The organism is bacterium (assembly GCA_021108215.1).
Taxonomy (GTDB): Bacteria; Oederibacteriota; JAAXVQ01; order JAAXVQ01; family JAUVAV01; genus JAIORK01.
The window spans coordinates 1-19,847 of the sequence record JAIORK010000022.1; the positions used below are offsets into that span (position 1 = coordinate 1).

Here is a 19,847-nt window from a genome sequence, read left to right on the forward strand (position 1 = left end):
CTGTTTGTGGCGCAAGATCAACTGACTGGTATGGCAACAGCTTGCTTGGCGCTCACTTCACGACTGCGATTTTGACTGTTTCTTTCACGTCTCCAGCGACGGTATACCGTGCCAGATATATACCCGGTGCTATGTCGCCGCAGTCCCACACCAGAGTCTGTCCGTGTCCAGCCGTAAAATCTCCGGAGAGCTCTGCCGCGAGTTCACCCACCAAATTGTAAATCAATATTTTCACTTCTGCTGCCTGGTCCAGATGGAAGACAAAGGTCATCTGTTCCTGGGCCGGGTTGGGATAAGCCAGGACTTGCCGGCCGCCTAAATCCACGCCGCCCAGGGCGGTGGTCGGGGTCATAGTAGGCGTGGGAGTCATGGTGGGCGTGACAGTACTGGTCGGCGAAATCGTGGATGTGACCGATATGGTCAGGGTCGAGGTGATTGTAGCGGTCGGCGAATGTGTGGGCGTAATCGTGGGCGTGAAGGTCGGTGTAGGCGTCGGAATTAAAGCTGTGACCAGGACATTATACGAAAAAGCCGAGGTGTTGTTATTGCCATCCGTGGCAAGGGCGCAAGCGTAATCCCCATTGGCCAGCAGGCCCGCGGGATAGAGTTCCCAGTATCCGTCAACATCGGCAAAAGTGGAGTTGACAAAGATAAGACTACCGCCTTGCGCGCCGGGCCGCGCTTCAGCTTTGAAGACCTCGATATAATCAAAGGCCTGGGCCGTGCCGGAGACAAGTCCCATATCCGCCATACCTACCAGCGGAGCGGGTTTGTCCTCGTTGCAGCCAGCTCCCAAAACAATGCCTTCAACGGAAAATGCGCTGATTGTGTTTCCCCATATACGATTAAAATCCGTGTCCTCCCCGGCTAAATTAACGCCAATGAGGCTATTGGCAATAAGATTGCCTTGCCCGTCGCCAAAACTGCCAATGACATTGTCGCGGGAATTGTTGGACAAGTGTATGCCGTTGGTAAAGGCCGTCAAGGGCGCACTGTGATCGGCCAGCAAACCGATCCAGTTGCCGGTTATGGTATTGCCACTACTGCCATCATTCGTAATACCGCTGAAAGTATCGCCGACAATGATGTTTCCATACCAATCACCGCCATCCGTATTGGCCCCGCCGATTAAATTGTTTTCACTTTCAGCGGCTAAATAAAGCGTATAGCTCGTGTTGCTGATACCAACAGTGCCGCTGGAATTGGTTCCAATATAATTGCCGCAGATGCTATTGTTGTCGCTACGTACGGAAATCGCCATTATATTGGCGGAAATGACATTGCGTTCAAAACGGCCGTCATTGCGAACCCCGCCGATCAATTGATAAGGAGAACTCGCTGCGAGGCAAATCCCCATATGATTGCCAAAACTCAGGCCACTGCTGGAGAGGCCGATAATGTTATTCTGAACAACGCTTTCAGATGCCTGGCTAAAATTAATACCATGCCCGGTGTTCCCGGAAATGACGTTCCCCCAACCGGGCTGCGGCAGGCCAATGACATTCCTGGTAACAAAGTTATCGAGGGAAATACCATTCCCATTATTGGGAAGAACGGCATTTTGGCCGGCATTTAGGCCAATAACATTTCCGCAAACACTATTCCCGTGCGAAGCGCCGGAAATGGTAATTCCGGAGAAGGAATTGCCGGAAATCAAGTTGCCTTGGCCGGCCAGAGCATTGCCGCCAACCAGGCATTGCGTGGTTGCGCCCGCCAGGACAATGGCCTGACCATTGGGCAAGGCGCTCAGACCGTCAGGGGCGGTCCCCAGACGATTGCCCCGGATATTCAATTGTATCGTATCGTATGAAACAATACCCTTAGAGTTCCCGGAAATGATATTGCCCTCGCCTTGAGTTTGATCTCCACCAATCAGGCATTGGAAGGAACTTCGGCTGTAAATGCCATTGTTGACATTGCCTAAAATGGTTAAGCCATCGCTGGTTAGGCCGATATAATTACCCTGGACCGTATTGCCAATGCCGCTCAGCCAAATTCCACCATTATTGCCGGATATTATATTGCGGCTAGAGGAGTCCGGGCCGCCGACCATATTACTGTCGCCATAGACCTGAAGACCGTAGAAATCATTGCCTTGGCCGGTCGCATCAGACCAATCCGTACCAATGGCGCAGCCCAGGATTTGATTATTGTTGGAATAGATTATAATTCCGCCATAGCCGTCAATAATCGCAATGTTTCGTATAACACTGGCATCGCTTCCGCTCGCCAATCTTAAAATACTGTTTCCCGTAGCACCCAGCGTCGCGCCCTGGCCCTCAAGCACTACGGGTTGATTAACAGCCAATTCCGAATGGACTGTAATCGAATTACTTACGGCTAAAACAATAATGTCTGTTTCCGTGGTGCCATTGGCTTGAGTGATGGCGTCCCGCAGGGTGTTGGGCCCGCTGTCGGCATGACTCGTGACTGTGAAAGTGGCGGCCTGGGCATTTATATAAAACGCGCCCAAAAGCATACTGCCAAACAAAATTGCGCCTAATGTCCATTTTCGCATGAGAAAAACCCTCCTGGAAGGATAATATTGTTGGTGGGAGTGGAAATCAATTAAATCGCCAAGCGAGGAAAAAAACATTCTCAAATCTTGCATATTTTAAGACGAACTTGCCGGAACGTCCACAAAAAACCGGTCAAGCCCCTATATTTTTATGGCAGCTCGGACAAAACCAATATCCACGGCGGAAAATGCCGGCAAATAGCTCAAATTCCGGTGACACCATACTTAATTATTTGGACTCCAACACCCAACATCACCGTATTATGGCATCACTTTTTATAGAATATATTTCCGCCAGGTGTCGCTGCACATCCCATTAATATTATTACATCCACAGCATTTTTCTTGCGAATTGCACTGCCTTATGAACCTATGATCCGGAGTTCCCCTACTACAGCGCCTTGCGCATATACAGCAGTACACTTTCATAGGCTAGTGTAGTGTCCCTAACGCTTCTTTACTTTTGGCAATTTTAGCCATGATACGTTCAACAGGCGCAGTCCAAACAAATACTTTTGGATTCTGGTTATGATTATTTAAATAATCATAAATTGCCGTGGTCAAGGTTTTCACATTTTCAAAAGATCCTCGGCGCAAACGTTTTTCGGTTAACTCGCGAAACCAACGTTCGACCAGGTTTAGCCAAGAACATAAAGTGGGAATAAAGTGTAAATGAAATCTCGGATGACGTTTCAGCCAAGTTTTGACACGGGAATGTTTGTGCGTGCCATAGTTGTCGACAATTAAATGCAGAGCCATCTGTGGAGGAGTCTCAGCGACGATTTTTTTTAAGAAGCGAATGAATTCGCTATGCCGATGACGTGGCAGGCAATCTCCGATGACTTTGCCATCAGCCATGTTCAGAGCTGCAAATAAAGTGGTTGTGCCATTGCGTTTGTAATCGTGAGTCATGGTTTCGCAGCGCCCCTTTTTTATCGGCAAACCCGGTTGGCTGCGATCAAGCGCTTAAATTTGACTTTTTTCGTCGACACATAATACTAAAGATTTATCAGGTGGATTCAGATATAGTCCTACAACATCTGTCAGCTTTTCTGTGAAGTGCGCATCACGGCTCAATTTGAAAGTTTTTATCAAATGAGGTTTAAGTTGGTACTGTTGCCAAATGCGTTGGACGGTCATGCGACTGAGTCCTTGGGCTTGAGCCATAGTTCGAATGCTCCAGTGCGTAGCATTGGACGGAGTAGTATGAAGCGTGGCGTTAATCACAGCTTTTACTTTTGCATTTGAAATTTTGGACAACCGTCCTGGTCGGGGCGCATCTTTTTCTAAGCCTGTGAGGCGCAGTGATAGGAACCGTTCGCGCCAAAGTTGAACCGTTGGACGGGAAATTTTCATACGACTGGCGATCACTTGATTTTGTTGACTGTCGGCAGCCATAAGAATAATTTGAGCTCGTTGAACCAAACGCAGAGGATATTTGCGGCCATGAGCCCAAGTTTGCAAAGCAACACGTTCTTCGGGGGTTAGACGGATAGGTTGACTGATTTTCATAATAAAACATATTACACCATTTTTGATTATATGCAAACTTATTTATGGGACACTACACTAGATTAGTAAGAGCTTTAGATAGGTGGTAGTATCCGCTCCCAACATATGCCACGCAGCATTTCCCAACATTTCCACAGACATATTAAACGGTGATTTTTCCACCCACTATTTTATCATCACTGGAGCCGGTATTTGATCTTCGGACTGTCTTGCGTTTTCTTTCATTAAGCTGTCAATAATTGACAGTAGACAATTGAATAATGTCTTTTCATCCAAACCGATCTGGGCAATGATAGATTCCGGCAAAGGATGCAGTTTGGGAGCACTCTCTTCCACAAGTGTTCCGCCAAAATCAAAATATACAATTTGGCGCTCCCTGCGTTACTTTCAAAAAGATTGTTCATCGTCTGAATCCTCCTTCACTTGCAATCACTTGACCTGTAATCCAGTGGGCATGCTTGCTATGAAGAAATTGAACCAATTTAGCAGCATCATCAACAGTTCCCCAACGTCCGGAAGGAAACATACTGGCAACTTCGTCATAAGCTGAACCCTCCAGATAACCGGTATCGGTTGGTCCGGGATTTATACAATTAACGCGGATATTTTTCGGAGCAAGTGCTGGCGCAACTTGTTTACAGAGCCCCCGAATCGCTTCTTTTGATGTAGCATAAGCTATTTCTTTGACCATTGGACCAAGATACTGTCCGCTGGTAAATAAGGTAATAACACCTCCGCGTTCCTGGTCAATCTGTTTCGCGAAGGATTGGATCAGCAACATAGTGGCACGAACATTTGCAGAAAAATGCGCATCTATGTTTTCAGCCGTCCATTCTTCAAGATCAGAACTGACGGAATAGGCATGGTTGAGCACCAGACCATCAAGCCCATCCAACTTTTTCGCTGCTTCCTCAATAACACGCGCCGGTTCATTTGGAATAGACAGATCCGACGGAGACAGTACTTCTATAGTATATCCTTTGGCTAATAGCTCTTTGACGAAATCATTGGGAAAATCATTTGCTGCGTCCGGATAATTCAATTCCAAATCATAGTCAGGAAAACCATGGACAGCTATGTCGGCCCCTGCCTCGATACATCGTCTGGCAATGGCCGTCCCAATACCAAGCGGACGACTTACTCCAGTAATAAGGATTTTTTGATGTTCTAAAGATAGTGCTAACTCATTTTTTGTCACATTGGTTGAACTCATAATGTCACTCCTTTGTTTATAAAAACGTCTGTCGGTCCTTTTTTGTCAGAGATTTATTGAAATCCGGCATCCGTAATGTTGGGGGATATTGGGTCGAGTAGCCCAGAGGAATCTCACCCCCAGGCTCTCACAGAACCGTACTTGAATCTCTCGATTCATACGGCTCTTACTGTTCGGCCATTATGATTAACATAATGACTTGCTTCATGACTGAAGTTCCTCCGGTCTTTCGACAGTTGACAATAGTCACCAAGCTAAACAGTTCGGTCCCTTCGCTCCACTTCCATTACGGAAGCTTCCTCACTACTACGAACCGATCCGCCCCTATATCACGCCTTGGTACTCACATACTAACACCGTGCTGCGATGCTTGCATGGCTCCCTTAACATCATGATATAGGTTCCCACGTTCTCCGTAAAAGCCCGCGAACAGAGCTCATACCACCTCTATGCCGGATGCCGCACAGCCAGTAAACACGTTTCCGCTGTACTTATCCCAGGATTCCGTCCATACCCTGGTTTTGACATCATCATTACTGCCTTCGACACTTAAACAGTGGTTCACTTTCGTTCATCTTCTCTGTTCTCACCTAACCTTGACGCTCACCACCATGCCTTTTGAACACAGCAGCTCAAGGCGGTTTGGCACCTGCTCGTGCAAGCCGATGCCGAAGGACCGATCCCTTCATCTCTTACGAAACTTCGTGGCACACGGACCGGAGTCAATTTGTCAATTTAAGCAAACCAACCTCATCCCCTTCTCCTAAACAAAAAAACGCACATATTTCTATGCGCGCCCTGGTTATCTCTCTTTTTCTATACTTTCCGGATTTCTTGTGAGCATGGTTATCTCCATCCGAATTTATTTAGTAGAAACGTTGCATCCGTAGAGACGTTGCATGCAACGTCTCTACAATCCATTCCATCCATCACCACATCACTGAATTACGGCATCACTTTTTCTTCAATAATAAATAAAACACGATATAAATTGCAAGCATGCATCCTGTGGCGACAACAATACTATACTGTCCTTCGATAATCCCCGGGACATAGCGGTCAATCTCCAGGATATTAAAAAAATTCAGATGATTAATATCTTTCTCTTTGATCGCGTAAATAACAACCAAAACCATATGAAAGGCTGCCGAAAAAAGCATAAGCAAGCCCAACGCATTAATGAATCTATTTCCAAGCAATTTATGCATAATCATTCCTTTTTTCAAACATTTGAACTCCGGCACGAATCATTGCTGCTTACAAATAAAATATTCGTAACTGTAGCTATCACCATATTTCTCAAACATGGCAACTTCATGGTCAAAACTACCTAATACTTCTAATGCAAATTCATCTTTTTCATACTTATCCTTCAGCACCGCAAGACGCTTTTGCAGCGGCACATAGTATTCATCCCACCAATCACGACGAGGTAATGTAAAATGATTGAGACATGCATAACCGGCCAGCTCAATCATTTCCAAATTGCGATCAATAGAGGTAATGGCTGGATATTCCTGATCCCACATTGCTTTTATTTCAGCCGGAGGATCAGTGGTAAGCCATACAACCTCAGAAACAACAACCAACCCCTCTGCTTTGATAAACCGACGCCAGGCGCGCATCCCTTTTTCAAAACCGACGTTATAAATAGCGCTTTCGCAAATAATCATATCAGCACTATGGATTTCCAATGGCGGTTCAAGCATATCACCGGCAATTCCCTGAAGCCGATGATCCAATCCCAACTCTTTGACTTTTTGATTAAACTTATCCATAAAAGGCTTATGATTATCTATTGCTTTAATTTGAGCACCTTGAAAAAACTCAGCCAACTGAAAGGTTGCAATACCATTACCCGCACCCAAATCAGCAATGAACGGTTTTTCCGGCAAACTCGGCACCCTAGCCAATGCTTTATTCAGACTGCCGGCACTGCCCGGTCCAAACTGCGGCATATCATCGTATACTTCCAAAAAAATTTCCTGAAACCTTGGGTTATCCATATCCATAATTGTCAATTCTCCTTATACGTTTGCCCTCATTATTACGAACTGGATTTTGCTTGGTGCCGGAGTTAGAATAATAGAATAAGGTTGTGTTAATCTAATATTCTAACTCCAGCATCCTTTACGTACTGATATACTAATCAACGTCCCGGATCATTTGCTTTCTATTTCATTCAACATATAAGGCAATTGCCGACATATGATTCTGCTGCAAAACTCCATGTTTATAACCACTCCGACGCAGGTTTGAGCATAAATGTTTCCAGTGGAATACCCTCTCCTCCAACGAGAATCTTACGTCGGGGTTTGAATGCTTTGTCAAAAGCATCCATCCCTGTCAGTATCTTTTTTTTTGTACTGCTCTTCACCTCAATAGCAGTTGCTGATTTCCCACGCCCCAATACAAAATCCACTTCCCGGTCCCCTTCCCGCCAATAAAACACTTCACACGATAAGTCCTTTGAGGAATTGAGCAGATGAGCGCCGATTGCCGACTCAACCAGTTGACCCCAATACTCTTTATTCTGTTTTGCGCTTTCCAGAGTATAGCCGGTTTGTGCACTGATGAGTGCATTGTTCAACACCTGGAGTTTCGGACTCGAATTCCGTTGCCTCACCTTTTGCACAGCATATTTTTGCAACCCGGTTATCATGCCTGCACCGGCCAGCATTTCAAGATAATGTGCCAGAGTGGTTGTATTACCTTTATCCTGCAATTGCCCCAGCATTTTTTGATAGGTTAATATTTTCCCGGAATATTCGCAGCCCAATTGGAACATCCTTCGCAACAAAACCGGTTTCTGTACGGGATTTAATAGCATGATGTCTCTCGAAATACTGGTTTCAATGATTGCATCCCGGATATAACGTTGCCAGCGGCCTTCTTCTTTGATCAATTCCGCAGAACCCGGATAGCCCCCATAATAGATATACGTTTCCAGATCCCAACCAAAAGCTGCGTGCATTTCTGCATAACTCCAATGGGTAACCGGAATTATTTCGAAACGTCCCGCCAAGCTCTCGGTCAGACCTTTTTGGATCAACCAGGGTGATGATCCCATAAGCACCAGCTTTAACCGGATTCCCTTACGGCTGTCTTCATCCCACAGACGCTTAACACTTTCCGACCACCCCGGCATTTTCTGAATTTCGTCCAGAAATAAAACCGCACCTTGTTTGCGCTTATCACACAGCTGCCGGGCTGCCTCCCATTGTTCTTCAATCCATGATTGATTTTGCAAGGTGGGCTCATCGGCCGATGCGTATCGGGTTGGGTGCTTTAATGCTTTTTCAACCTGCTGCGCCACAGTAGTCTTTCCCACTTGACGTGGTCCTGCCAGAACCTGAATAAATTTTCTTTGCTCGTTCAGGCGTGACAGGGCGATGCGAAATACATTTCTTTTATACATCTGTTTCCCTCATTTATTATTATCTAGTTTTAACTAGTTAATTATCTCAATCAAACTAGATAATGTCAATAGTTTACTTGGTGCCGACCACTCCGGCACCGATCACATTACCGAACTACGTCCCGTAGTAACGTCCCGTAGTAATTATGACAGCCCCATTGACTCAAGAACCCCTTGCGCAATATAATCAATCCATTCCGTAAAATCATCATCCGCTTGCTTGACTTGTTGGATTTTCATAAAATATTTTTCTTTATCAGCTGCGAAATAATCTTCCAACGCAAGTACATGCTTGGCATTGTAGTTTTTCCGAAACAATATCCATAACCCCATGGCTCTGCCAAGCCTGCCGTTGGCTACCGCAAACGGCTGAATCAGTATTAATTGCAAATGAAAAACCGCACTCAGAACAATTGCATGACAAGCCTCTTTGCGTTCGGCCCAGTCTACCAAAGCCCGGGTTAATTTAGGAATCGCTGATGTTGACGGCGGTTTATAACCCTTTGTTTTTTTTCCGGTATGATCACGATTGTGAATTTTTCGATAACGACCATTTTTAAGATTTTCAACCAATCCTAAAGTCAGCACACGATGTAAATACAGCACATCATGTTCCGTGATGTATCTGTCATCATGCTCCATGATCCAGCGCAAGGCGCGTTTATAATTTTCCGTCTCACATCTGCCATATCCAGACAACGCAGTCTCCTGCTGAGAACCAGATGACTGCTCGCCCATGGCGATTGCCAAGCGAGTATGTTTGACCAACAGCTCTTTGGGCAGATCTCGAAAACTTTGTTTTTTCAATTTCATTTCGCTATCCAGTACTTGAACTGCGTCAATTTTTTCGATACAGGATAAAAAAAAGTCTGTCGTACGGTAGTAAGGTTTGAACATTTCGCCTCCAAACCGGATAATATCACATTCTCAATGATTTATTGCGATATTTGATTCTAAGAATACTATACTGACTTCATTAATATTTGACTTCCGGAACCAATCAGGCCTAATCGCTTAAACTGACAACCTGACGCCATCCCCATCAACGCTTAGACATCATACTGGAAACGACTAATCGGATTTCACCATAGGTGAATTCACTACCCAATGCCGTTTTCAAAGGCTGGAATTTGCTGGTTTTTAGTTCTTCTACCTTATCCATAATTTGCTGAAGTTTGCTCGCTTCCACCAGTTGTTTGACATCTATCAGACCTTCACTTACATAATGGGCCATGTGTCCTTCGATAGTACTTACTACTAAAGAGCGCTCCTCGGCGATTTGCTCAATGGTCTTGCCCGCTTGATAAAGTTTATAACTGATTTCTTTGGTATCGCCTTTTTCAGCCTTTTTCTTACCACTTTTTTTAGTTTTTAATCTTTCTTTGACAACTTCCTTTTGGCGCGTTTCGGCCATGGCTGGTTTTTTTATGGTCTCTTTTGAGAAAGAACTATTCTTAACAATGGCATCAATCATAGATTCGGCCTTATACATCTTTTGTAATTGACTGTAATAAAGATTATCCAGATCATGCAGCTCGTTTAAATAGGCTTTTATCCCCTTTTGACCTTCCAATTCTTTTATGCTGCTAGTCACTTTATCAGACAAGGTTTGCATCAATGGTTCAAAATAACCTATCGCTGCCAGTAACCTATCTTGTAATTGATGCTCGTATTCTTTTGATCCACTAATTATAGTCTGCATCTGATTTTGAAAAGCATCGCCGGTTTTTTTCAAGGGTCTGCTCCGGTCCAATAGTTCGATGGCCCATGATTTGTATTTCTGTTTAACTGATTTTCTCACATCTTTATTATAAGTTATGGTGTGATAGCTTAATGCTTGGATCATGTTACTAAAATCAAAAGCATTTAAAACAAAGCTATTAAAATATTTTTTCGATTCTTCCTCAAAGAGTCCCGCCAGTTTAGAAGGATCTTGTTTGGTCTGAGAAAAAACCGCCAGTGATTTATCTGGATTTAATCCTAATCTAGGAATAGTTGATGAAAGGATCAAACCATCCAGTGACGTCAGTCGTGAGAGCGCAACATAAATTTGACCAGGTGCAAATGCCTTCCCAACATCAATAATAGCTTTATCAAAGGTTAATCCCTGGCTCTTATGAATGGTAACAGCCCAAGCTAGTTTTAAAGGATAATGCTTAAAGGTGCCTACTACTTTTTCCTCGATCTCATTGGTTTCTCTGGCAAGTGTGTACTTCTTATTCTCCCAGGTATAAGGTTCTACCACTACTGGAACTTGACCATCTAAAAAACCAACTTCGATTTCATCTTTTTTAAGCGAACTTATGGTGCCGATTTTGCCATTAAAATAACGCTGTTCACCTGAATAATCATTTTTCACAAACATAACGCGAGCGCCTTTTTTGAGCTCCAAGTTGGCTTCTATGGGGTACATATAATCGTTGAACTCTCCTGCCAGCTCAGCCTCATAAAAAAAAGAAGGTTCGCTAATTTTCTCAAGTGCCTTCTTATTTTTAGCGTCCACCATCCGATTATGCGTGGTCAACAATATGTAGCCATCTTCGTTCTTTTTCTCAATATCAGGAAAATAATGTTGATTTAGTAACTGCGAATCCTCTTCTGTAATCTCATTATTCCGCAAATTGTTAAGCAATTGAATAAACCGAGCATCACGCTGCCTATAGATTTTATCTAATTCAATAACGAGCGGTTGAAATTCGGTTAATACCTGGGCGTTAAAAAAGTATATGCCTGAATAGTAAGGTTTAAGGTATTGCCATTCGTCCTCTTTAACCACTGGTGCCAGCTGAAATAAATCGCCGATAAACAGTACCTGCACGCCTCCAAATGGCTTGGCCTTATTGCGTCTTACGTGCCTTAACACAACATCAATGGCATCGAGCAAATCTGCCCGCAGCATACTTACCTCATCAATAATAAGTAATTCCATCTCTCTAAGTAAAAGGCGTTTGGTTTTATGCATCTTATAGGAGCTTACCAATGATTTGGGTGTGCTAAGCGAGGTCGTAATTGAGGTTGAACTCTGATTCACTTCCTCTGGAATAAATGCGCCAAAGGGCAATTGAAACAATGAGTGAAGTGTTACGCCGCCGGCATTGATAGCAGCAATACCGGTAGGCGCTGCAACAATAGCTTTCTTATGTGTCGTCTCTACAATACTTCTCAGAAAGGTCGTTTTTCCGGTTCCTGCCCGTCCTGTGAGGAAAATATTACCATTTGTATTGTTTATAAATTTTGATATAAGATCGGTTATAGGATCTTCTCTTTTATCTGTATCAACACCATTGTTATTCATATACTTGAACCTTCAATTTATTTAAGCACTATCAGTTATGCTAAGTTGATGAAGAGCGAGTGTAACATTTTATAAAATGGATTTAAAGACTAAGACGCTTCCTCAATTTCCTTATTTCAAATATGGATCCTTTCCACTCTGTGGAGATACCCAAACAACGGGTACAAGAGGATGGCGTGAGGGCTATACTGATATACTAATCAACGTCCCGGATCATTTTCCGTCTGCCTGGCACTAGCTGACAAAAACCTGGAGATTTCGGTTTTCCACCGGGCTCCCCTTGACCGCTATTATCAGATGGAGATCAACAGATTCTCCCAGGTTCCTGGAAAACCTCCTGTACACATGCCCTGCTCTTACGACCCCGGCGAAATCTCTGTATCTGGCCTTGACGATACTTTGATGCTGCCTTCCGATGGAGTCAACACGTCGGCTTTCGCATTGGTGATTTCGGGGCTCGGTCACACGGCCTATGTACTCGCTGTCTACGCTTCGTCTTAGAAAGTCACCCTTCCACTACGCAAGACTCGCTTCCGGCTGCTGGCTAGGCTTTGCCGGGCGGGATTGGTTACCCACTAGGTTTCATTACAAAGTTTCAGAGTTTACTTCCCACCTCATTCCCTTTGTCCAGACTTGGCCTGGCGCAAAACTCCGGCACCGATTACACAATCGCAAAATTACACGTTGAAAGGTATTCTTGCAATGATGAATATTGACTATCCTCAGTTTTCAACGCAGCATCATCCTACGGGACATGTCTAACTTCAAACTTTAGCCACATCGGCCTTTCCCAAAAAAACGCTGAATTCCTGGGCACTATTAGGGATCGGAGTCAGTTTGTCAGTTTAAGCAAACCACCATATCCCCACCCCTCAAAATAAAAAAGACGCACATATTTCTATGCGCGTCTTGGTTGTCTCTCTTCTGCTATGCTTTCCGGATTTTTTGTGAGCATGGTTATCTCCATCCGAATTTATTTATTTAGGGAGTACTTATCGATAAATCACCATTTCCTGGATCTTTTGAATTATGAGCATATCATACCCCTAATTCCATAAATTGCAATGTTTTTTGTGCGGTGCGCCGTATCGTAGAGACGTTGCATGCAACGTCTCTACACGGTCATAATGTTTGGTGCCGGATACCGATTCCAATCCACCAATTCACACGATTCATGCCCAGGAAATCGTCACCCCCATCGGCGCTGTCCCAAATACAGCAGCATAAAAAAAGGGGCAGCTGATTGCTCAGCCGCCCCGGGGGTGTGCAGGTGTATCCCGAATCACACAAACCTGTCCAATGGTTCATCAAACAGCTTCGCGAGGCGTTTTGCCAGTTCCTTGCTTATCGACCGGCGGTGATTCTCATAATCGGAAACCCTGTATTTGGAAACCCCGATTTTCTTTCCCAGCACTTCCTGCGTCCAGCCCCGATTCAGACGATAGATACGAACCGCATCGCCGGGCCGGACCTTTTTTTTCATGCTTTGATACCACTGTGTCGACTTCACCGGGACCGCCTCTTCCTCATGAATATGCAAGGCTTTCCCGTATTCATGGTGGAGAAAATCCAGCAATTTTGAAGGGATGTCCCCTTTGACCGTAAAATCAGTATGGAGCATTTTCACGACTGCCAACATAATACACCTCAATGGTTATTTGATTTCGCTCACGCTTCCAGCAAGCAACCCAGGAATATCCCAAATGGCAGTGATAACAATCTTTGCCAAGGGGACTGAAATTTTTCCAGTGATTCAGTATCGGACCCTTTTCTTCCAAGTCCTGAACCAAATAATAAAATCGTTTCTCCACCCACTCAGGACATTTGACTAACCGCCTCAGCCATTTACGCTTAATGGTTACTTTATATTCCATATTGACTTTACCCCATTCTGGAGTACTTGGCAAATACTATTTTACAGCCTAATTGATTAGACAGATTTCCGAAAAATTCCATGCAGTTTTCTTGATGATTCACTTAAAAAAAGTTTCCGCCACCCGTATTCTCAAATCCCCCTCACATCGAAAAGCTTCCCTCACGCCCTGCTCTTTGATATTAAATCAGATGATTCCCAGGACCGGCTAAGTCGCAAAGAAAAGCTTTTTAGACTTTTATCTTCTTTCCCTTTGCGTTCTTTGTTCCTTTGCGGCTTGGCGTGATGCTTTTTAACCCTATTTAGCTTTTCTCCGTGTACTCCGTGCGCTCCGTGGTGAATCTTTGCTTTTGATTGAATATAAAAAAGGGGCAGCTGATTGCTCAGCCGCCCCGGGGGGTTTACGGTTATGTCTGGCGCGGAGTTTAAATATTCAACTAATAATGGAAAAAGTAATCCTCAAGCTAAAATAGATTTCACCTTATCATGGATTTCCATGGCGATTGCCAAACCTTGGCTGCACTCTTCACGCGCCGGTTCAAAATTCGGCAAAACACTCCCAAGAGGATATTTCGAAGGCAGGTAAATAGAATCAATAAATTCAATTTTTTCTTCACTTATATCTAATCGAATATTTTCTTTTTCCAGTAAACCAATCAATTCCTGAATACTATGCGTTTTCTTGACAGACAGATCTTTGTAAACCAGAACAGCTTTCAATGCTTTTTCGATCGCTTGTTGAATATTTTGCAAGCAAGGATTGAAAAGTTCTTTTTCCATTAAAATTTCAGCGGACGCTAAATTTTCTCGAGCATAATCCATCCAAATAAGAACATCATTTTTCATAAATTATTTCCCCGGATGAAATTTGAGAAAAAAAGGAATTCGAACCTTGGAATGAATTAAAGGGAATCACATCAACAGGTATACGTTTTGATATTGCCCGGATTTTTTTCCGATACTTCATTGCCAATGATAAATACTTCTCATTACTGCTCTGCAAAATCGCAATATCTAAATCATTCGGTTCCTCTGCATGCATAAATGACCCAAAAATAATAATTTTCTGAATTTCATTTTCATATTTCAAGCAATCAATGAGTTCATTTTTAATGTTTAGTTTCTCTTGCGCTGTCATGACTGATCCTTTTAATTCATTTTTATTTATTATAACTTTTTCCTGCCCTTTTTCAAAGGGGGATTATTGCTTTTACCTTTACTCTATCAGATTTTCTCCGTGTGCTCTGCCGGTCCTGCGATTCTGCTACTTTGACATCTCCCCCTCTATTCCCCTTTTCCATGCAAAATTTTCGGAGGAAGGTTTTTTTGTGCTGTGTACCAGGTTGTAGAGACGTTGCATGCAACGTCTCTACACGAACGCAACGTCTCTACACGAACGCAACGTCTCTACACGGTCTTCCGGGCGCGATGATCCGGCATCCACCGGACAGGTCGCGCCCCTACGGGTTTTTCAACAAAAAAAAGGGGCAGCTGATTGCTCAGCCGCCCCGGGGGTTTTACGGTTATAAACCCGGTTACATGATCGCGCCGAGTTTTTTGTAGAATTCCATCCGTTTCTTGGTATCGGTTTCACACTCTTTGAAAAGCGCTTCAGCTTCTTCGGGCGCGGTTTTCTTGAGGGAAGAAAACCGTTTCTCCCCTCTGATGAATTCCTGGAAATCAAGTTTGGGTTCCCGGCTTTCCCAGGTGAACCGCTTGCCTTCTTCGGCAGTGGGATTGAAGCGGTACAAAGGCCAATAACCGGATTCAACCGCTCTTTTTTGCTCCAGCTGCGATTTGCTCATATCGATACCATGCGCGATACACGGACTGTAGGCAAAGATGATGGAAGGACCATTGTAGGCTTCGGCTTCCATGATCGCCTTCTGGGTCTGCATGCGGTTGGCACCCATGGAAATGGAGGCAACATAAACATAACCGTAACTCATGCACATCATGCCCAGATTCTTTTTACCAAAACGCATCCCGGCATTGGCAAATTTCGCGACTGCGGCTATCGGCGTGGCTTTGGAAGCCTGACCGCCTGTATTGGAATAAACTTCTGTATCCAAAACCAGGATATTGACATTTTTACCGGATGCAACAACATGGTCCAGACCGCCAAAGCCGATGTCATACGCCCAGCCGTCACCACCAATGATCCAGACACTCTTGTCGGTAAAGTAGTCTTTGAGTTCGGTCATCTTGGAAAGAATTTTCTTTGCCTCACCGGTGGCATCTCTTAAGGCCGGTTGCAAAAGCAGACCGGTCGCGGTCTGGGCAACAATAGCTTCTTCCCCTTTGACTTCCCACAGTTCAATATTTTTCTTGAGCGCCACTTCCAAATCTTTGGTGGTGCCCAAAGCCAGCAGTTTGTCGATATTGATTTTCAGCAATGTCCGGTTGCTGTCGACTGCCAGTCTCATCCCAAAACCATACTCTGCGTTATCCTCAAACAGTGAATTACCCCAGGCCGGACCTCTGCCATCCTCTGTTTTACAGTAAGGAATGGTCGGGAATGTCCCGCCGTAAATGGATGAGCAACCGGTCGCATTCGAAGCGAGCATATTGTCGCCGTAGAGTTGAGAAATAAGTTTGACATAAGGCGTTTCTCCGCAGCCGGCACATGCACCTGAGAATTCAAACAACGGAGTTTTGAACTGGGCACCCTTGATTTGGGCCGGGGTGGTGCCATCCAGCACATTATGCGGAAGTTTATCAAAAAACTCATAGTTGGCTTGCTCGCCTTTTTCCCGTTCGGTTTCTATCGGACTCATATACAGCGATTTTACTTTGGAGGGACAGACATCCACACAAACACCGCAACCCTGACAGTCGTCCGTATACACCTGAATCTTAAACTGCAAATCTTTTTCATTTTTAGTGGTTGATTTAAGGATGGTAAAGGTTTCCGGCGCATTTTTAAGATCAGCCGGCGCAATCTGTTTCGCCCGGATCGCTGCATGCGGACATGCCATCACACATTGGTTGCACTGAATACAATTTTCCGACACCCAGGACGCAACCACCGGGGCAACACCGCGTTTTTCCAAAACAGCTGTTCCTAATGGCAGTGTGCCGTCAAAAGACATCTTGGATACGGGGATATCATCCCCTTGCAGGCGCATGACAGGTTCAATCACATCCCTGGCAAAATCGCCGGCTGATGCCGGAATCAGTTCCGGAGCTGCAAATGATTTGGTAATGCTTGCCGGAATCTCAACTTTTTCCAAGGCTTCTGCCGCTTTATCAACAGAGGCCCAGTTCATTTTAACAATATCATCACCCTTGGTGGCAAAGGTCTTCTTGATCGCTTTTTTAATCAACTCAATGGCTTCCGCTTCCGGAAGAATCCCGGAAACTTTAAAAAAGGCTGCCTGCATAACCGTATTAATTCTGATGCCCAATCCGGTTTCTTCCGCGATTTTCAGAGCATCAATGGTATAAAACTTGATCTTGCGGTCAATAATTTCTTCCTGCATCTCTTGAGTGAGATGTTCAAACGCTTCTGTCGCATGGATGTGAGAGTTGAGAATAAATGTCCCGCCCTCTTTAATCGGACCCAGCATATCATATTTCCCAATATAAGCCTGATTGTGACAAGCCACAAAGTCAGCCTCATCAATCAGCCATGGCATGTTGACCGAGCTGTCGCCAAATCTCAGATGGGATACGGTAACACCGCCTGATTTTTTGGAATCATAGACAAAGTAGGCCTGTGCATTTTTATCGGTATTTTCACCAATAATTTTAATCGAGTTTTTGGCAGCGCCAACCGTGCCATCCGCCCCCAGACCCCAGAACATGCAGTTCACCACATCTTCAGGTGCCAAACGGACTTTTTCTTTGATCTCCAGCGAAAGGTTGGTGACATCATCATTGATGCCCACAGTGAAATTGTGAAAAGCTTTACCCTCCAGGTGATCAAAAACCGCCTTCACATGAGAAGGTGTGAATTCTTTGCTGGAAAGACCATAGCGGCCGCCGATGATCTTGATATCCTTGCCTGCCAAAGATGCGACAACATCCAGAAACAGCGGTTCACCGATGGCGCCGGGTTCTTTGGTTCTATCCAGTACTGCGATTTTTTTGCAGCTGGTTGGGACGGCATCAATAAACGCTTTGACTGAAAAAGGCCGGTAGAGCCTCACTTTAATCGCCCCGACTTTTTCACCCTTGCCAACCAGATAGTTGACGGTGTGTTCAATGGTATCGCAGCCGCTGCCCATCGCGATAATGACTTTTTCTGCATCCGGTGCACCGATATAATCAAAAAGATGATACTGTCTGCCGATCACCGCGGCCAGCTTGTCCATATACTCCTGAACAATGGCAGGGATGGCATCATAGTATTTATTGACTGTCTCGCGGCCCTGAAAATAAACATCCGGGTTCTGGGCGGAAACCTTAATAATCGGTGCTTCCGGCCGCATGGCTCTGTTTCTAAATTGTTCAATATACTCCGGTTCAATCAATGACGCGATATCGTCATAAGATATTTCTTCCACTTTCTGGACTTCATGCGATGTTCTGAAACCATCAAAAAAGTTTAAAAAAGGCACTTGCGCTTTTAAAGTTGCCAAGTGAGCGACCACGGACATATCCATGGTTTCCTGAATAGAGGTTGCTGCTGTCATGGCAAACCCGGTATTTCTGACGGACATAACATCCGAATGGTCCCCAAAAATCGACAAACTTTGACACGCCAGCGATCTGGCAGATACATGAAATACAGTGGCGAGCATTTCACCCGCGATTTTATGCATATTGGGAATCATGAGCAACAAGCCCTGAGAGGCGGTAAATGTCGTGGTCAGCGCGCCGCCGCTCAACGCGCCGTGCACTGCCCCGGCTGCCCCGGCTTCCGACTGCATTTCGATGACATCGACTTTCTTGCCAAATACATTTTCCCTGCCCTGGCTGGCCCATTCATCAGAACTTTCACCCATGGGCGAACTGGGGGTAATGGGATAGATTGCCGCCACTTCGCTAAATGCATAAGCAACATGCGCCGCCGCGGTATTTCCATCAATTGTAACCATCTTTTTTTCAGACATAATAAATCCCTTCTTTTATTTATATTTTACAAGTATTTTTCATTGGAAGCGCCCTCATCCTTGACCCATTCCAATTGATTGATCCTGTTCATTCCGGCATGAATGCTCTTTCAGGAAAATGATCGGACTGAAACCTCTTCGCTAAAGCGTAAAAATACTTTTTATCGTCATGAGGTTTCACGAAGACTTGATTACTTTTTTCCCTATCACAACCATCTATCGGGCTAAAATTATACGCGTTTGTCAAAAAAAGGCAAGAACGGAATCACAATTTTTATATGTAAAGGCACGGCATCCCGCATGCGCGGGACAAGCCGCGCCCATCATTCCATTTATCATTGTTTTCAGGACTGCCCCCCGTCCCTACAATTCCCGCCTGCCGCTGATCGCCTGACTGATTGTGACATCATCAGCATATTCCAGGTCCCCGCCTGCCGGAAGACCGCTGGCCAGGCGCGAGACGCGCACCCCGAGCGGTTTAATCAATTTGGCCAGATACAATGCCGTGGCCTCGCCCTCAACATCCGGATTGGTGGCAATCACAACTTCTTTGACCTCGTTCGATTCAAGCCGTTTGAGCAACTCGGTTATTTTGAGATCATCCGGCCCAATGCCTTCGATGGGAGACAAGGTCCCCATCAGAACATGATATTTCCCCTGAAATGCCTTGGTACGCTCCAGGGCAAAAACATCGTTGGGTTCTTCCACCACACAAATAATCGACACATCCCGCCGGGGATGCCGGCAGACACTGCAGATTTCTTCTTCGCACAGTGAAAAACACGTTGCACAGTACTGAATTTTATCCTTGGCTTCCACCAGCGTATGGGCCAGTCGCTCCACTGCTGCGCGATCCTGTCTAAGCAGATGAAATGCCAATCGCTGGGCGGTCTTGGGACCCACACCGGGCATCCGCCCCAGCTCATCAATCATACGTGCCAGCGCACCGGTATACAGCGTC

General features: G+C 45.0%; 12 protein-coding genes and 1 pseudogene. All 13 read right to left on the reverse strand.

Going from position 1 to position 19,847, the window contains the following annotated elements; genetic code table 11:
• Nucleotides 1-52 precede the first annotated feature (52 nt).
• Nucleotides 53-2,518 (reverse strand): hypothetical protein, encoded by a 2,466-nt coding sequence (locus tag K8S19_04220; protein ID MCD4812878.1) that lies wholly within the window; start codon nucleotides 2,516-2,518, stop codon nucleotides 53-55.
• Nucleotides 2,519-2,950: 432 nt separating this feature from the next.
• Nucleotides 2,951-4,030: pseudogene (locus K8S19_04225) on the reverse strand (IS630 family transposase).
• A gap of 400 nt (nucleotides 4,031-4,430) precedes the next feature.
• Entirely contained in the window at nucleotides 4,431-5,243 is an 813-nt protein-coding gene (locus tag K8S19_04230; GenBank protein MCD4812879.1) for an SDR family oxidoreductase, read from the reverse strand.
• Nucleotides 5,244-6,196: 953 nt separating this feature from the next.
• Entirely contained in the window at nucleotides 6,197-6,469 is a 273-nt protein-coding gene (locus tag K8S19_04235; GenBank protein MCD4812880.1) for a hypothetical protein, read from the reverse strand.
• 21 nt (nucleotides 6,470-6,490) lie between these two features.
• The gene (locus K8S19_04240; GenBank protein ID MCD4812881.1) at nucleotides 6,491-7,255 is read right to left on the reverse strand and encodes a class I SAM-dependent methyltransferase; all 765 of its coding nucleotides are present in this window, start codon (nucleotides 7,253-7,255) and stop codon (nucleotides 6,491-6,493) included.
• Nucleotides 7,256-7,476: 221 nt separating this feature from the next.
• On the reverse strand, nucleotides 7,477-8,661 hold the full coding sequence (locus K8S19_04245; protein MCD4812882.1) for an ATP-binding protein: 1,185 nt from the start codon (nucleotides 8,659-8,661) through the stop codon (nucleotides 7,477-7,479).
• 144 nt (nucleotides 8,662-8,805) lie between these two features.
• Nucleotides 8,806-9,558, reverse strand: a complete 753-nt coding sequence (locus tag K8S19_04250; GenBank protein MCD4812883.1) for a Fic family protein — start codon at nucleotides 9,556-9,558, stop codon at nucleotides 8,806-8,808.
• Between the two features lie 145 nt (nucleotides 9,559-9,703).
• The gene (locus K8S19_04255) at nucleotides 9,704-11,956 is read right to left on the reverse strand and encodes a helix-turn-helix domain-containing protein (GenBank protein MCD4812884.1); all 2,253 of its coding nucleotides are present in this window, start codon (nucleotides 11,954-11,956) and stop codon (nucleotides 9,704-9,706) included.
• A 1,282-nt stretch (nucleotides 11,957-13,238) separates the two neighbouring features.
• A complete protein-coding gene (locus tag K8S19_04260) occupies nucleotides 13,239-13,595 on the reverse strand; it encodes a helix-turn-helix domain-containing protein (protein ID MCD4812885.1) in 357 nt (118 codons plus the stop codon).
• A 693-nt stretch (nucleotides 13,596-14,288) separates the two neighbouring features.
• Complete coding sequence (locus K8S19_04265) at nucleotides 14,289-14,675, reverse strand: HEPN domain-containing protein (protein ID MCD4812886.1); 387 nt, start codon at nucleotides 14,673-14,675, stop codon at nucleotides 14,289-14,291.
• Nucleotides 14,665-14,967, reverse strand: coding sequence for a nucleotidyltransferase domain-containing protein (locus K8S19_04270; protein MCD4812887.1), 303 nt, complete (start codon nucleotides 14,965-14,967; stop codon nucleotides 14,665-14,667). Before K8S19_04270 ends, K8S19_04265 begins: the two co-directional genes overlap by 11 nt.
• Nucleotides 14,968-15,364: 397 nt before the next feature.
• Nucleotides 15,365-18,886 carry a pyruvate:ferredoxin (flavodoxin) oxidoreductase gene (nifJ, locus tag K8S19_04275; GenBank protein MCD4812888.1) on the reverse strand — a complete coding sequence of 1,174 codons (3,522 nt, stop codon included), beginning with the start codon at nucleotides 18,884-18,886 and terminating at the stop codon, nucleotides 15,365-15,367.
• Between the two features lie 363 nt (nucleotides 18,887-19,249).
• On the reverse strand, nucleotides 19,250-19,843 hold the full coding sequence (gene recR, locus K8S19_04280) for a recombination mediator RecR (protein MCD4812889.1): 594 nt from the start codon (nucleotides 19,841-19,843) through the stop codon (nucleotides 19,250-19,252).
• Nucleotides 19,844-19,847: the final 4 nt, after the last annotated feature.

Excerpts from the sequence above, each read along its gene's own strand:
- K8S19_04220 (MCD4812878.1), bottom strand. The coding sequence starts at position 2,518 with ATGCGAAAATGGACATTAGGCGCAATTTTGTTTGGCAGTATGCTTTTG.
- K8S19_04230 (MCD4812879.1), bottom strand. The coding sequence starts at position 5,243 with ATGAGTTCAACCAATGTGACAAAAAATGAGTTAGCACTATCTTTAGAA.
- K8S19_04240 (MCD4812881.1), bottom strand. The coding sequence starts at position 7,255 with ATGGATATGGATAACCCAAGGTTTCAGGAAATTTTTTTGGAAGTATAC.
- K8S19_04245 (MCD4812882.1), bottom strand. The coding sequence starts at position 8,661 with ATGTATAAAAGAAATGTATTTCGCATCGCCCTGTCACGCCTGAACGAG.
- K8S19_04250 (MCD4812883.1), bottom strand. The coding sequence starts at position 9,558 with ATGTTCAAACCTTACTACCGTACGACAGACTTTTTTTTATCCTGTATC.
- K8S19_04255 (MCD4812884.1), bottom strand. The coding sequence starts at position 11,956 with ATGAATAACAATGGTGTTGATACAGATAAAAGAGAAGATCCTATAACC.
- K8S19_04260 (MCD4812885.1), bottom strand. The coding sequence starts at position 13,595 with ATGTTGGCAGTCGTGAAAATGCTCCATACTGATTTTACGGTCAAAGGG.
- K8S19_04265 (MCD4812886.1), bottom strand. The coding sequence starts at position 14,675 with ATGAAAAATGATGTTCTTATTTGGATGGATTATGCTCGAGAAAATTTA.
- K8S19_04270 (MCD4812887.1), bottom strand. The coding sequence starts at position 14,967 with ATGACAGCGCAAGAGAAACTAAACATTAAAAATGAACTCATTGATTGC.
- nifJ (MCD4812888.1), bottom strand. The coding sequence starts at position 18,886 with ATGTCTGAAAAAAAGATGGTTACAATTGATGGAAATACCGCGGCGGCG.